Raw genomic sequence first — 14,836 nt, forward strand, 5'->3', positions numbered from 1 at the left:
AAAAGCGGAACTGTGATCCTGCATCCGGTTCCGCTTTTCGTTATGTGTTCGTTCCGCGGTGCCATGCCGCAATCGGCTTCTACCGTGACTTGGCGGTAGAAGCGCGCATCTCCGCTTCAGCATCAGCCCCGGCTTTGGCGAATTGCGTGCGGTACAGCTTCGCGTACAGCCCATCCGCCGCAAGCAGCCCGGCATGTCTTCCGGTCTCCGCGATACGCCCCGCCTCCATGACTACGATGCGGTCGGCGGTCAAAATTGTCGACAGCCGGTGTGCGATGACGAGCGTCGTCCGCCCGCGCATTAGCTCGTCAAGCGCCGCCTGCACGAATGCTTCCGAAGCCGAATCGAGATGCGAAGTCGCTTCGTCGAGGATAAGGATGCGCGGGTCCTTCAAGATCGCGCGGGCAATCGACAGCCGCTGGCGTTCGCCGCCGGAGAGCCGGTGCCCCCGCTCGCCAACCATCGTATCGTAGCCTTGCGGCAAGGCGGAGATGACCTCATGGATATAGGCCTGTCTACAGGCCTCCTCGATTTCTTCCTGCGAGGCTTCGGGCTTCGCAAAGAGCAGATTTTGACGTACCGTATCGTGAAACAGGAACGACTCTTGAGTCACGAAAGCCATTTGTTTCCGCAAGCTGTGGAGCGTGACGTCCCGGATATCGCGACCGTCGATGGTAACAGCCCCTTCGGTCGGATCGTATAACCGCGCAATCAGTCCGATCAGCGTCGACTTGCCCGCGCCGCTCGGCCCGACGATTGCCGTCACTTCGCCCGGATTCGCGCTGAAAGTCACGTCCTGCAGCGCATATTGTCCCGGCTGATAAGCATAGGAGACGCCGCAATATTCGATGCGGCCTTCCACCTCCCGAAGCGGCTCGGCGCCTTCACGATCGCTAATTTCGGGAACCACATCCTCGTACTCGAACAGCCGTTGGAACACGCCGAGCACCGTTCCCAGCTCCACCCGCAAATTGAGCAGCGTGGCGACCGGTCCGTATAGCATGCCGAGGTAAGCAGCGAAGGCGACGATGCTGCCGATCGTCATCGTTCCCTCGATCACCTTCCAGCCGCCGTACAAATAAATCAGGGCGGTTCCGAGCGGCCCCAGCACCCCGATGACCATCCCGAACCAGCGCCCGACCAAATTGAGCCGAAGCTCCAGCTGCATAACCCGTTCGTTCAGCTCGGAGAACTGCCGCTGCTGCTGCGGCTCCTGCTGAAAGATGCGGGTCAGCAGCGCGCCCGACACGCCGAAGATTTCGCCCAGACGGGCGGACATATCGCCCCGCACGCGCTGCGTCTCGATGCGGAGCCGCTTGCGGATCGCCGACACTTGCCGAACCGGCAGCAGGAACAACGGCAGGATGACCGTCGCCAAGATCGCCAGCTGCCAATCCAGCGCGAACAAAATGCCGACACTCGTCAGCACGATCGCGGATTGCGTTACCGCCGAGACGACGAGCGTGGAGACGACGTTCTGCACCGCCTGTACGTCCCCGGTCAGCCGCTGGATGATCTCGCCCGCTTTCGCGTCGGTAAAGAACCCCAGCGATTGCCGCTGCAGATTGGCGAACAGCGACTGCCGTAAATCGCGCATAACGCCTTGAGCGACCTTCGTGTTCTGATGGTTTTGCCAAACGCCGAGCAGCCCGCTCGCGAGCGGCAGCAGCACGAGCAGACCGACCATGACGAGCAGTCCCGTTTTATTGCCTTCCGGCAGCGCATGATCGATGATCTCCCGCATCACGAGCGGGGGGATGAGACCGATCACGCCGCCGACCAGCGCCAGCAGCACGATCGCTGTCAACTGCCCCCTGTACTTGCGGAACAGTCCGTATATGCGGGACAACGGCACGTCCTTGAGCTCCGCCTGGCCGCGCTCCTGCAGATCGTGTCTCGATCCGCCTGCGCCCATTCCTCTCATGAACGCTCCTCCTTATGCTTGCCTTCCGATTCTGAGGAAGAGGAAATACGGCGCGAATCGCCGCCGTCACTTCTCGGGCCATATTCATCACCCGGTTCAGGGACGTGCTCTGCAAGATGGCGTACTTCTGCCCGGCATCCATGTTCACGATCCCGGCTATCGAATACGTGCCCAGCAGGGGCAGCTGCTTGCCGACAGATTTGCCCGGTGCGATCGGTCGGTTCGATACCTGGTACCATCCTAACGAGGACGCCTGCCCAAGACAGGCATCGATAGCGATCGCCACTTTGCCCGGCGGTATTTCATGGAGACGCTCGAACAGATTGCTCGCATCCAAAGGATGCGCAAGCGTTCCGATCACATGCCGGTAGCCGGACTCCTCCAGCATCGAGCCGATGAGAGGCCCGAGCGCATCCCCAGTCGAGCGATCCGTTCCAATACAAAGAAACAACAGGTCAAGCGTCGTCACCCCCTGCTGCCGGATCAACCGCAGAAACTCAGGCAGTTCGTCCGCCCTTACCTTTTTCCGAAATAACGGCTGCGCCGTATCTCCCCCCATCGCCATTCCCCCTCACCCGATTCTAGCTGCCGAATCTTCATTCTTTTATTATATGGCAGCATCAGGCGACTGGACAACGCCCCGCAGCATTTGTTGCGCCTGATCCAGGCATGCTATAATTTTCTGAAAACCGAGTACAGAATGAAGGTGAACCATGAATTTCACGGAAGGCTTGGCCTTAGCAGCGCTTGGCTACTGGCTCTTCATGCTGCTGGACGTGCTTCGTGCCCGGCGATGGATGTTCAAGCTGCCCCGTTACGCGGGTCATCCGACTATACCGGCGCAGCCTAAGCGGTCGGCGGACAAGCAGGCGCCCTCCCTTCCACCGCTCGTATCGATCATCATCGCCGCGAAGGAGGAAGAGTCAACGATTGCCGATACGGTGAAGCATCTGCTCGATCAAACCTATCCGCGAATCGAGATTATCGCCGTGAACGACCGCTCCCGCGACAGCACCGGCCGCAAGCTGGACGAGCTCAGGCGCTGGTCCGAGAACCGCGGCGATCTTCACATACCGGTACGCATCATTCATATTACATCGCTCCCGTCCGGCTGGATCGGGAAAAACCACGCGCTGTATCAAGGCTACGCCCAGGCTCGCGGCAAATACTTGCTGTTTACCGACGCCGATGTCAAGTTTGCCCCGAACACGGTTTCCGACGCGGTTCATTATTTGCAGGAGGAGCAAGCCGATCATCTGACGCTGGCTCCCCGAATGCGGATGCGGGGCTTTTGGCTGAAGGCGTTCGTGCAATATTTCTTCTTTACGCTCGGCTTGTATGTGCGTCCTTGGCGCTCTAACGACGATTTTCAGCACAAGCACGGCATGGGCATCGGGGCCTTCAACTTGATTACTCGGCACGCTTACGAGCGAATCGGCACACACAAGGCGTTGGCCATGCGGCCAGACGACGACTTGCAGCTCGGACGACTGGTGAAACGCGCCCGATTGCGGCAGCGGCTCGCCTCGGGAGCGGACCATATTGAGGTCGAATGGTATGCCACCCTGCACGACGCCGTCCGCGGGCTGGAGAAAAATTTATTTTCCGGCTTCGGCTACCGTTTGTGGAAAGCGGCGCTGGGGGTTTGCGGCCAGCTCGGCTTGTTCTTCTTCCCGTGGATCGCGTGGCTGCTGCTTCCCGGCTGGAGCGCCTGGACGTTCGCCTTGTCTGCGGCGCTGATGGTCGTCGTTTACTTGCTGTTGATTCGCGCCATGACCGGCGGAAGCGGCATCGAAACGATCGCTCTGCCTGCCGCCGTCCTGCTGTTAACCTATGTCGTCGTCCGCTCGGTCGGATTGACTTTGCGCCAAGGCGGCATTTATTGGCGGGGAACGTTCTATCCGCTGAAGGCGCTGCGGTCCATGAAGGATTCGGATTCATAATAGATCCCGAAAAAATCAGCATGCTGATGACGCTCGCTCTGCTTGTGCTGCGCCAGCACATCGAGTCCTTGTAAAAAATCAGCCCAATTGCTAAGGCACCTGCACACCCTTCTGTGTGTTCGTCATATACTTATTACGTAATCAGCACACTCACACAGCGAGGGAGAGAATGACTTATGCCAGCAAATACGCGTTCTTCCAGCGGTTATCCGCAAATTCAAGATCAGGAGAGAAGCTGGTCCGGTTCACAATATCCGTACCATCATCCACAACACCATTACCATCCGCACCACTACCATCCGTACCACTATCATCCGCACCACTACCATCCGTACCACTACCATCCGCACCACCACTATGGCGGACACGAACATTATTACGGACATGGCGGATACGGCGGGCATGGGCAGGAGTATGGGCAAGTACATGGTCAAGGGCAAGGCGGCTGGCAAGGTCAGGGACGCGGCCGCAAGTAAATGTACTGCAAAAAAACAGCTTGGACGGTATGGCATGAAGCCAACCTCCAGCTGTTTTTTGGTTTGAACCGGTACCGCTTTTAACGGACTTGCTTCGGCTGATGCGTGTTCGAAGCGGTAACATCCAGACTTTGTATCGCTTGCGTCAATTGATCCTGCACCTGCGCAAGCTCTTGGTGATGATGGTCGTTATCTTTGGCGACCATCTGGCCCTGCGCTTTATGCAGCGCATGCTGTGCGGCTTCCATCTCGGCCAAAGCAGCCTGCACCTTGTGCGGGTTCGACTCCAATTGGGCGTGTCTGACGGCCATTTCCGCATCTTTGGCAACTTGAATGGCCTTCTCGGTGTTGTCGATGACGTGGCGCAGCGGCATTTGATGCTGGTTCACTTCGGTCATGTCGGCATCTTCCTCTCGGCTCCAATGTGTACGTTCAGCCTTTAAGATGCGCGAAAACCGACATTTTCATTCCTCCATGGGGCACCCTGCCCGCGCAACCTACGGCTTCCTTACGCGCTCGTATACGACAAAATCATAATCGTACGGATTTTTCTCATCCTTGACGCCCCGCTCGCGCGAAACTTCACGCCACTCCAGCGGCTCGAGCTCCGGGAAGAACGTATCCGCCTCAAAACGGTGCGCAATTTCCGTGATATACAGCCGATCCGCGTACGGCATCAGCAGCTGAAACACTTCGGCTCCGCCGATGACGAACAGCTCTTCTTCCTCGTTGCGGCCGCCGCGTCCGTACACTTGAGCAGCTTCCTCCACCGAGCGGATGACCGTACAGCCTTCGGCCTGAAACGATGCGTCCCGCGTCAAAATAACGTTCGTGCGCTTCGGCAGCGGTTTACCGATCGAATCATACGTTTTACGTCCCATTAAGATGGTAGACCCCGTTGTCTTCTTGCGAAAATAGGCCAGGTCCGCCGGTAAATGCCAGGGCAGCCGGTTGTCAACCCCAATCCCCCGGGCCTCGTCCATCGCCAAAATATAAGAAATCGTCATCCGCCAACACTCCTTCCGTCCTGCCTATATTTCCCCTAACCCATTTAATGTTTAACCACAATGATTTTGGGCATTTTAATTGTTATCCATCATATCACATTTGAAAGTGTACGGAAATCTTCGCCTTCAAGTCCTCCCGGTGCCGTGTTATACTAAAAGTAAGGGGCAAGCCCACTACCGCTCATTGTGTTGGAGGCCTATATGAAAGCGCTTAACAAAAAAGATTACACGCTCCATTCCGTCAAAAATGCGATGCGCATCTTGCGTTTGTTCTCCTTGGAACGTCCCGAACTGGGAGTAACCGAAATAGCCAGGCTGCTCGGATTGAATAAAAGCACCGTCTATCATCTTATGACGTTCCTTACCGCCGACGGCCTATTGGAAAAAGGCCCCAAGTCCAAGTACCGTCTTGGTCTTGCCCTGCTGCGTTACACCGGTATTATTACAACCCAGATGGAAATTCATCGAATTGCGCTTCCTGTCCTGGAGAATCTGGCGAAGCAATTGGGCGAGAGCGCCTTTATCGGCATATTGGAAGGCACCGATGTCGCCTACCTTCAGAAAGTGGAAATCAAGCATCCGGATCTCCTGCTCTCCTTGGTCGGCAACCGAAACCCCGCATCCTGCACCGGAACAGGAAAAGTTCTTCTCGCCTATCAGAAGGAGGACATGATTGCGGAAATAGCCGAACGCCTGCAGCCCTATGGCCCTAACTCCATTACCGACTCTGAACAGTTTAAACAGCATCTAGCGGAGGTTCGCAGTCGAGGGTACGCCATATGCCTGGATGAAATACACGAGGGGGTTGCAAGCATCGGGGTGCCTGTGCGGGATTACACCGGAGGAGTGATTGCCGCCCTTAGTATTGTGGGGCCGACCGAGCACATCCGGAACTTCGATATTCCGCATGCGGTTGGCATTCTCAAGAGCGCTGCGAATGAGATTTCCAGCAAATTGGGCCATTACGCTTAGACAGGCTTCAGAACGGCAGCCGCCCGCACAAACAAGGCGACCGCTTCACGTTCATGACGTGAAACGGTCGCCTTGTTTGGATTTAGAACGGATACTTGCGGTAAGTTTGTTGGACCGAGACCCATTTGGTAACGGTAAACTCCTCTACAATCCACGGATTCCCAAACCGGCCTAAACCGCTTGCTTTGTTGCCTCCGAATGGAATCGTCGGGCTGTCATTCACGGTTTGGTCGTTAACATGCGTCATCCCGCTGTCGATTTGCAGGGCCAGCTCTTCTCCCTTTGCCAAATCACTCGTAAAGATGGCCGAGCTTAAGCCGTATTCCGTATCGTTCGCCATCCGGATAGCTTCTTCGTCCGTATCGGCTCTAATCATCGTTGCGATAGGCGCGAACAGCTCGGTTTGGGCAAGTTTGCTGGAGTTGCTCACTTCCGTAAATACATAGGGCGTCAGTACGTTGCCGATACGTTCCCCTTCCAGGGCAACCTTCGCCCCTTCACGTTTGGCTTCTTCAATAACGTTGATCGCTTTTTCAAGCTGCCGCTCATTAATGAGAGGACCGATAACGGTCTTGGGATCTCTTGGGTCGCCATAAGGAATTGCCTTGGCCCGTTCGACAAACTTCTGCACAAATTCCTCATATTTATCCTTGTGGATAATAAACCGGTTAATAATCATGCAAATTTGTCCTTGATGAATGAACTTCCCGAAGACAGCCGCATCCACCGCGCGATCGACGTCGGCATCGGACAACACCACAAACGGACTGTTTCCTCCAAGCTCAAGTGCGACACGCTTTAAGTTTCTGCCGGCGATTTCACCAATGTGTCTTCCCACCGCCGTCGAGCCTGTGAAACTGATCAATTGGGCGTGCGGATTCGTTAACATGCCGTCTCCAATTTCCGTTATATCCGTTAAAATAACATTCAATACGCCTGCAGGCAGCCCGGCATGCTCGAATGCCTTGGCGATGATACAGCCTCCGGTTAAGCCCACTTGAATATCGGGTTTGTGTACGACGCTGTTCCCCAAGGCAATAGCCGGTGCAATGGTTCTCATCGATAAGTTCAACGGGAAGTTGAAAGGTGAAATCGATGCGATAACGCCTAGAGGCAGCCGATGAATATGATTGACCTTTCCTTCGATCGCAGCAGGAACTTCTCTCACCTTATAAATTTCGTCCGCAAAATGAATGGCTTCCTCTAGCACTTCCAAAGCAAGATGGTGCTCCACGTTCGCTTTTAAGACGCTTCCTCCCGTTTCGCGAACAATGACATCCACGATCGCTTCACGGTCCGCTTTTAAATATTCGGCTGCCTTATGCAGGATCTCTTTCCTTTCATCCGCAGAAGTTTGGGCCCATTCCCTCTGCGCTTTCTTCGCCGTTTCAAACGCTTCTTGAAGCTGCACTGCTGTCGCTAAACGAACGGAAGCAACAGTTGAACCATCGTATGGATTTAATATATCGTAAGTTCGGTCACTCCTGCCTTCTGTCCATTGGCCGTTAATAAAACTCCGGTTTAACTCTTCATAACGTGTCATTTGCGATTACTCCCCTCATCTAAGAACTTCGACTTGTTTGGAATAGGTGGTTTCCAGCATGCGGATGAGATGACTGAGCAGCGTGTTGTAGGGAACTGCAATGCCGTATTGTGCCGCTTTATCCGCAATCGCCCCGTTGAGAAAGGCGATTTCCGTTTCTCGTTTGGCCAGCACATCCTGCAGCATCGATGTAAGATGCTCGCCCGACATTTCCGGCGTAAGCACACTTTGCACCGATGTATAAATGTCCTCCCTATCGATATCGACGTTTTCCGCTTTCGCCACAGCAACGACCTCATCTATGATGCCATAGGCGAGCCGGTCAAACTTCTCATAACGGCCGATATCCAATGTCTTCAATCGGGTTAGTGCGGCAAGAGGGTTATATACTGCGTTAAAAGCGACTTTTTTCCAAATAATTTTCATAACGTCCGGTTCGATTTTTACATGCAGACCGCTCTTGTTCAGCCTATCGCAAATCAATAGAAACTCTTCGGTGATTTGTCCGTCTACGCGCATCATGCTGGTTTCCCCTGAACCAAGCGCACGAATCACTCCGGGCGCGACCAGCTCGGTACCGAAATTGGTAACGCCGGCAATCACACGTTCTCGAGGGACATGAGCGGTAATGGCTTCCACATTGCCCAACCCATTTTGCAAAGTCAGCACCTGGGTGTGCGGTCCGATGATAGGCAGCGTATTGACGATAACGGTTTTCGTATGCATCGCTTTGGTGAATATAATCACGAGATCGGCGACTCCGACTGTGGCAGGATCTGTTGTGGCCTGCAGCGGAAATGCAGACGTTCCGCCCTCATGGATCACGCGCAGGCCGTTGTTCCGGATTTCTTCCACATGCTCGCGCCAGTTGTCCACCAAGGTCACGGATTGCCCGGACTCACACAGCATCGAGCCAAAGCGGCATCCCATTGCGCCTGCGCCTGCAATTACAATTTTCATTCCAGCACCTCTCTTGCCCCTATAACTCAATCACGTACAATTATTCACCCATGACGCTTATTTTCTCAATTTCTCCAGCTCGCTGAACAGCTCTTTCACCAGATCTTCGCCGACATCCTTCGAAAATTTATCAATGAGAGGCTTCGTCACTTCCTGCATTTTGGCTACTTCTTCAGCCGGCATTTCATTGACCTGCATGCCTTTGCTCTTTAAATTTTCCAACGTTTTCTTAGCCATGGACCGATTGGTTTCCCGCTGGAATTTCGTCGATTCGGCAACGGCATCCTGTATAATCTTCTTCTCCTCATCCGATAATTGATCCCAGTACTTCTTGCTGACAAGAAATACGAACGGAGCATACAGATGATTCGTGATGCTTAAATACTTTTGCACTTCATACAGCTTGTGCGATTCAATAACGGCTAATGAATTTTCCTGTCCGTCAATCGCTTTGCTCTCCAAGGCTGCGAATACTTCAGCGAATACCATAGGCGTCGGATTGGAGCCCCAGGTTTTAAAGGCTTCCAAATGAATTTGGTTCGGCAATGTGCGAATCTTTAAGCCCTTTAAATCGTCGGCCTTTTGAATCGGATGCTTGCTGTTGGTGATGCTGCGGAACCCGTTTTCCCAGTACGCAAGCCCGACCAGATTATGCGCCGGTAATTTATCGAGCAATTTTTTGCCGATAGGCCCGTCCATGATGGCATCGGCTTCTTTCTCATTCTTGAAAACTAACGGGAAATCGAATATGCCAAATTCTTTGATCGTTCCGAATACCGGCGGCGTGGTGATTACGGCTATTTCTTGCAGACCGCCCTGCAACGCCTCCATCATTTTCTTATCGTCGCCAAGCGTTCCGTCATTGAATTTCTGAATTTTCATTTTTCCGCCGCTGTTTTTTTCGACGATTTCGGCGAATTTATCCAGCCCCATCGCTTGCGGATGGCCTTTAGGGCTAACAATCCCGGCCTTCATGACACGCGATTGGATGTTCTTGGTTCCGGCGGTTTGGCTTGAAGCGGGCGTTGATGACCCGTTCGCCCCGCTATTTCCACTGCTGCCGCAAGCTGTAAGAACAAACAAGCAGGACACAATCGAACCGACAACTACATTTCTCCCCCACTTTTTCACAGCAACCCCTCATTTCATCAGTTTTTTTAGGAAGTCATCCATTGCAGCGGAACGGTAACCAAAGACGGGAACAGGATCAATAAAAGCAGAATCAGCACTTCAACGAGCAAGAAAGGCCAAATCCCCTTCATGATATCTTCCATTTCGATTTTCCCTACACCGCATGCAACGTTTAATACGGCCCCTACCGGCGGAGTCAGCAAACCAATGCAATTGTTGAGCACGAAGAGAATCCCGAAATAAACCGGGTCAATTCCGGCCATTTCAATAATCGGCATCAGAACCGGCGTCAAAATGAGAATGGTAGGCGTTAAATCCATAGCTGTTCCAACCAGTAAAACCAATAAGTTAATCAACAGGAGCAGCACCAGCTTGTGTTCAACAAACGGACCCAGTAAATCCGTGATAAGAGCCGGGATATCGGCTACCGTAATCAGCCATGCCGACACCATGGATGCGGCAACCAGGAACATGACCACACTCGTCGTTTTGGCGGAAGTCACGAGGATATGGTACAAATTTTCGATTTTCAATTCACGGTAGATGACCAGGCCGACAAATAAGGCGTAAAATGCGGCGACGACCGCTGCCTCGGTTGGGGTGAACACTCCGCCGCGCAGCCCTCCGATAATGATAAGCGGCAGCAGGAGCGCCCAAAAGGCTTGTTTCGTCGCCTGCCATTTTTCCTTGAAGGAGCTGCGGGGCAGCACGTCGACCTTATCTTTGCGAACGATAATGGTCCAGGTAATGACCAGCCCTACGGCAATCAGAATCCCCGGGACTATGCCCGCCAGAAAGAGCTTGGTAATCGATACGCCGCTCGTAACCCCGAAGATGATCAGCGGAATGCTCGGCGGGATAATCGGCGCGATAATCCCGCCCGCTGCAATCAAACCGGTCGAACGGTTTCTGTCGTAACCGGCCTTTACCATCATCGGGATCAATATCGCGCCAAGTGCGGCTGTATCCGCCAAAGCCGATCCGGATAAACCGGCAAATATGACACTGCCGATGATGGCTACATAGCCTAACCCCCCTCGAATATGTCCGACAAAAGACAAGGCGGAATTGATAATACGATTCGAAATTCCCCCCGCATTCATCAATTCACCCGCGAGGATAAAGAAGGGGACGGCCATGAGCGGGAAGCTGTTCGCCCCGTCAAACAAATTCTGGGCAATGATTTGGCTGTCAAACATGCCCAGAAGGAGCATTAAAGCGACACCGCTGATCAATAAGGCAAACGCGATGGGCATGCCTAAAGCCATAGCCCCCAGCAGCGAACCAAGGAAGATGGTAATGGTCATGATCGGTTTCCTCCCGGTAGACTCTGTCCCTGATCATAAATTCCCCCGAGCATTTCTTCTTCCGATTCCTTCAGGCGAGTAAGCTCGTGAATCGCATCTTTTTGAAAAAACGCCTGGTACAAATGAACAAGAACAACAATGGCCATCGCCACGCTCATGATCATACCGACACCGTATAAATAGATCATAGGCAATCCGGTAGCAGGAGCTTTACTGTCCTGGTTGAGCAGGGCCATTTTCCAGCTGCCTTCAAAAATCAGCCACAATGCAAAGAGAATCAACACATTGCTTATGGTGTACACGATCTTCTTTCCCGTGGGCGGCAGCTTCTTGACCAGCATCTCTACCCCGAGGTGCTGCTTATCCTTCAGCGCCCCGATTGAACCCAGAAATATCATCCACACAAACAAGAAGCGCGACATTTCCTCAGACCATGTAATTCCTGAATTAAACGCATAGCGCAATACCACATTGCCAAAAACCAGGAAGCACATGAACGCCAGCGAAAGCGCAATCATAATATTCAAGGAGTTATTTAACAACTTGGATATATTTTTCATCGAGTTCCCTCCATAGGGTCGTTACACGAGTGCCATGGATCCTAATTCGTGCTCTGCTTGGAAACCTGAGGCAAACGTACATCAAGTACAGCGGATCGACCTTCTCTTACGATTTGCAAAGCGCTCACGATCGCTTCCATCAATTCGCCAGGTTTTTCAACGACTCTCGCATAAGCCCCGCCTGCCGCTTCAGCTACTTTAGCCAATTCGGCCGTTGGATCGAAATTGACCCAAAATTGATCCGTCTGACTGGCAATTCCTTGTGGATGGACGCCGAGCGTAGACATTCGGGGCGCTCCCCATCCATGATTGTTATAAATGACGGTCAGAAACGGCGTATTGTATTTCTTGGAAACCCAGTGAACGGGTGTCGGATTGCTGAAAATATAAGAGCCGTCTCCCGTAAGACTGACGATAGTTTGATCAGGAGCCGCCAGCTTGGCGCCGATCGCTCCTCCGCCATGCCATCCTAAAGAGCTGGCGCCGCTTCCAAAAATCGTACCGGGTTTCGTACGGGGCAAATGCTTGCTGACGGTCTCATAATTCGTAATGGTTTCAAACAGTACAATCGTATCCTCGTCAATGGCTTCCCGAATGCACGCTGTCAAATACTCCGGAGTAATGACGGAGCTGTCGCTCAGCTGCTCCAGACGGTTCCATTCTTCCCGCTGCCGGTTATGAATCTCCGTAAATTGTTGATAACGCTCCTGTACGGCTTTGTCATCGATCTGGTCGCGTACCGTATCCAAATAGGCGTTCAATTGCTGCAGGGCCACAAAAGAATCGGCTTTATAAGATCTTTTGGACGGGATATACCACAAAGGCGTTTTCTCTTTCAACGGATCGATATCGATGTAGTAAATTGTGCAATCCTTGGACGGTTTATTATGAAGCGGCATCCAAGGCACATCACTGTCCAGAACAAGGATCAGATCAGCCTCGGCAAGAATCGGGTTTTGGCCCGGCTTGTTCCATTGATAGCCGACCTGCAACGGATGATCTCCAGGAAAGTTCAAATAATAGGGCGCCGACTCCAGTACCGGGATGGCCAATCGCTCGCTAAATTTCACAAGTTCATCAACCGCTTCCGGATTCCTTCCTAAATAGGTAGTTATGATAAGCGGTTTTTTCGCTTTCAGCAGATCGTTCGCGATTTCGGGTACCATAGCGGGGTGAATCGCGCTCGGGGACAACGGTTCCCATTCACTTCGACGGCTGGAAATCGGTTGGGTCTCTTCCTCCAGCACTTCACGCGGGGCCACTAAATAAACCGGTCCTTTCGGATCGCTTTCCGCTATTTGTATCGCCCTGTGGACAAGCTGCTTCACATTTTTCCCCGTGCGAATTTCATTATCGTATTTCATGTACTGCCTTACAATGCCGCGTTGATCAAACACGTCTTGAATCCAATGAATATGTTCATTCCGGCTTCCGACAAGCTCGCCTTCCTGGGTATAGGGGGATGCCCCGGCAAAAATAAGGACGGGTACTCTTCCTTTCGCCGCATTATGCACGGCTCCGCCAAGATTTTGTGTACCGCATTCCACGTGGACAAACACCGCCTGCGGTTTTCCGCTAATTTGCGCATAAGTATGTGCGGCACTCAATGCGACGAACTCGTGCGGGCAGATAATGATGCGGGGATAGTCCTTGTTTTGCAATTGAGCCTGCGCCCATTCTTCGATAATTGCAGGGTGATCGCTCCCTAAATTCGCAAAAATGCAAGATACGCCGGCCTCGTGAAGCGCTTCCATAAATGCGGTAGCCGTGGTATATTTTTTATTTAAGCCGGTTTCTACACGATCCGCCAGTACATTCGCTGCCGGAGATGGGTTGCCTGTAATCGATTGTGACATGTTGAAGCTCCTCTCAATTGGCTTATTCTTTCATTAATAAAGCGGTTACAAAAAGCCATTTCCTTTGTTGCCCCTGACATGTATGATAGCATTTGACTCCTTGTTTTAAAACTATAGTTTTCTTCTATATTAAACAAATGCGAAATAATTCAGCTTCGACTTTACCAGATGTGCATGATGAAGGAGGAAATGACGATGAAGTCTCCAGAAGACGAACGGCTCAGCTCTGTGCAAAACGCAATACGGCTGCTGAATGTATTTTCGGTGGAGGAAGCGGAGCTCGGGATTAGCGAGCTATCGGACAAACTCGGAATCGCCAAGAGCACCGTTCACCGTTTGGTCACGACATTGGCAAGCGAAGGCTTTATCGCCAAGGACAAGAATACGAATCAGTATCGTCTCGGCATCTCGATTCTGGCATTAAGCAATGTCCTCACATCGACGATGCCCGTCCATCAAGCGGCCTTACCTGTCTTGCACGAATTGGGAAAGAAGACGAAGGAGTCTGTCCTTTTCGGTATTTTTCGGGGGGATGAAGTGATCTTTCTCAATCGTATCGTGGGCGGCCTGGACTTCATTCCCGCGCTTTCCGAGATCGGCAGCAGGGTCCCCGCCCACTGCACCAGCTCGGGCCAAGTTTTTCTGGCCTATCAGCCGAAAGAAGTCGTAGACCGTATTATAAACAAGGGATTAAAGCGCTACACAAAAACAACCATAACGGAGGCCCATCTGATGCATGCGTTACTGCGCAAGGTCAGGGAACAAGGATATGCCGTAAGCGTAGGGGAGCTGCACGAGGGAATAACCTCGATTGCCGCTCCGATCCGGAATGCCAAGGGGCAAGTCGTCGCAACCGTGAGCATGCCCGGACCAGCCCAGCGCATCACGCCGGACAACATACCGTTACTGACCAAACACGTGCTGCAGGCAGCCAAAGAAATATCCCTGCGCTACCAGCAGCTTAAATAAACGCCGGCGACTTCGTGTAATTCGTTGAATGATGATTCGATTCCTTACATCAACTACATGCATATAGGAGTCCTGTTTGTTCATGTATTATTTCTAAACAAAAAAAGAAGCGCAGCCATACGCCTCTTTGAACTGGTAAAGTCTAATGGAAAAACTTTTTTTGACGATTCATAAAGTTCCATTTCTGT

General features: G+C 52.6%; 13 protein-coding genes and 1 pseudogene. 4 read left to right on the forward strand and 10 right to left on the reverse strand.

Features of this window, described 5'->3' with window-relative positions; genetic code table 11:
* Window positions 1-79: 79 nt before the first annotated feature.
* Together PVA01S_RS18120 and yyaC are read right to left on the reverse strand one after the other, a co-directional pair.
* Window positions 80-1,924, reverse strand: coding sequence for an ABC transporter ATP-binding protein (locus PVA01S_RS18120; protein ID WP_054797999.1), 1,845 nt, complete (start codon window positions 1,922-1,924; stop codon window positions 80-82).
* Window positions 1,925-1,961: 37 nt separating this feature from the next.
* Window positions 1,962-2,483: pseudogene (gene yyaC, locus PVA01S_RS18125) on the reverse strand (spore protease YyaC); the annotation flags it as partial.
* Window positions 2,484-2,637: 154 nt separating this feature from the next.
* Here yyaC and PVA01S_RS18130 point away from each other — a divergent pair.
* Both PVA01S_RS18130 and PVA01S_RS18135 read left to right on the forward strand, forming a co-directional pair.
* Window positions 2,638-3,867: a glycosyltransferase family 2 protein gene (locus tag PVA01S_RS18130; RefSeq protein ID WP_054797997.1), complete on the forward strand. Its 1,230-nt coding sequence runs from the start codon at window positions 2,638-2,640 to the stop codon at window positions 3,865-3,867.
* A gap of 176 nt (window positions 3,868-4,043) precedes the next feature.
* Window positions 4,044-4,343, forward strand: a complete 300-nt coding sequence (locus tag PVA01S_RS18135) for a hypothetical protein (protein WP_155615054.1) — start codon at window positions 4,044-4,046, stop codon at window positions 4,341-4,343.
* Window positions 4,344-4,423: 80 nt separating this feature from the next.
* Here the strand turns inward: PVA01S_RS18135 and PVA01S_RS18140 are convergent, their stop codons facing one another.
* Both PVA01S_RS18140 and PVA01S_RS18145 read right to left on the reverse strand, forming a co-directional pair.
* Complete coding sequence (locus PVA01S_RS18140; protein WP_054797996.1) at window positions 4,424-4,741, reverse strand: hypothetical protein; 318 nt, start codon at window positions 4,739-4,741, stop codon at window positions 4,424-4,426.
* A 99-nt stretch (window positions 4,742-4,840) separates the two neighbouring features.
* The gene (locus PVA01S_RS18145; RefSeq protein ID WP_054799908.1) at window positions 4,841-5,350 is read right to left on the reverse strand and encodes a dihydrofolate reductase; all 510 of its coding nucleotides are present in this window, start codon (window positions 5,348-5,350) and stop codon (window positions 4,841-4,843) included.
* A gap of 201 nt (window positions 5,351-5,551) precedes the next feature.
* Here PVA01S_RS18145 and PVA01S_RS18150 point away from each other — a divergent pair, with 201 nt between their 5' ends.
* Complete coding sequence (locus tag PVA01S_RS18150; RefSeq protein WP_127608773.1) at window positions 5,552-6,322, forward strand: IclR family transcriptional regulator; 771 nt, start codon at window positions 5,552-5,554, stop codon at window positions 6,320-6,322.
* Between the two features lie 82 nt (window positions 6,323-6,404).
* On the opposite strand, the gene PVA01S_RS18155 is transcribed toward PVA01S_RS18150, so the two are convergent.
* Genes PVA01S_RS18155 through PVA01S_RS18180 form a run of 6 tightly spaced genes read right to left on the reverse strand, consistent with a single transcriptional unit; the run spans window position 6,405 to window position 13,679 of the window.
* Window positions 6,405-7,865, reverse strand: coding sequence for an aldehyde dehydrogenase family protein (locus PVA01S_RS18155; protein WP_127608774.1), 1,461 nt, complete (start codon window positions 7,863-7,865; stop codon window positions 6,405-6,407).
* Between the two features lie 15 nt (window positions 7,866-7,880).
* Complete coding sequence (locus PVA01S_RS18160; protein WP_127608775.1) at window positions 7,881-8,825, reverse strand: ketopantoate reductase family protein; 945 nt, start codon at window positions 8,823-8,825, stop codon at window positions 7,881-7,883.
* 57 nt (window positions 8,826-8,882) lie between these two features.
* Window positions 8,883-9,956, reverse strand: coding sequence for a TRAP transporter substrate-binding protein (locus tag PVA01S_RS18165; RefSeq protein WP_236595781.1), 1,074 nt, complete (start codon window positions 9,954-9,956; stop codon window positions 8,883-8,885).
* A 26-nt stretch (window positions 9,957-9,982) separates the two neighbouring features.
* A complete protein-coding gene (locus PVA01S_RS18170) occupies window positions 9,983-11,263 on the reverse strand; it encodes a TRAP transporter large permease (protein ID WP_127608776.1) in 1,281 nt (426 codons plus the stop codon).
* Window positions 11,260-11,823 (reverse strand): TRAP transporter small permease, encoded by a 564-nt coding sequence (locus PVA01S_RS18175; protein WP_127608777.1) that lies wholly within the window; start codon window positions 11,821-11,823, stop codon window positions 11,260-11,262. Before PVA01S_RS18175 ends, PVA01S_RS18170 begins: the two co-directional genes overlap by 4 nt.
* 41 nt (window positions 11,824-11,864) lie before the next feature.
* On the reverse strand, window positions 11,865-13,679 hold the full coding sequence (locus PVA01S_RS18180; protein ID WP_127608778.1) for a thiamine pyrophosphate-requiring protein: 1,815 nt from the start codon (window positions 13,677-13,679) through the stop codon (window positions 11,865-11,867).
* A 195-nt stretch (window positions 13,680-13,874) separates the two neighbouring features.
* Between PVA01S_RS18180 and PVA01S_RS18185 the strand changes: the two genes are divergently transcribed.
* Window positions 13,875-14,648 (forward strand): IclR family transcriptional regulator, encoded by a 774-nt coding sequence (locus PVA01S_RS18185; RefSeq protein WP_164751888.1) that lies wholly within the window; start codon window positions 13,875-13,877, stop codon window positions 14,646-14,648.
* The last annotated feature ends 188 nt before the right edge of the window (window positions 14,649-14,836 follow it).

The sequence above is a fragment of the Paenibacillus validus NBRC 15382 genome (assembly GCF_004000985.1).
GTDB lineage: Bacteria > Bacillota > Bacilli > Paenibacillales > NBRC-103111 > Paenibacillus_G > Paenibacillus_G validus.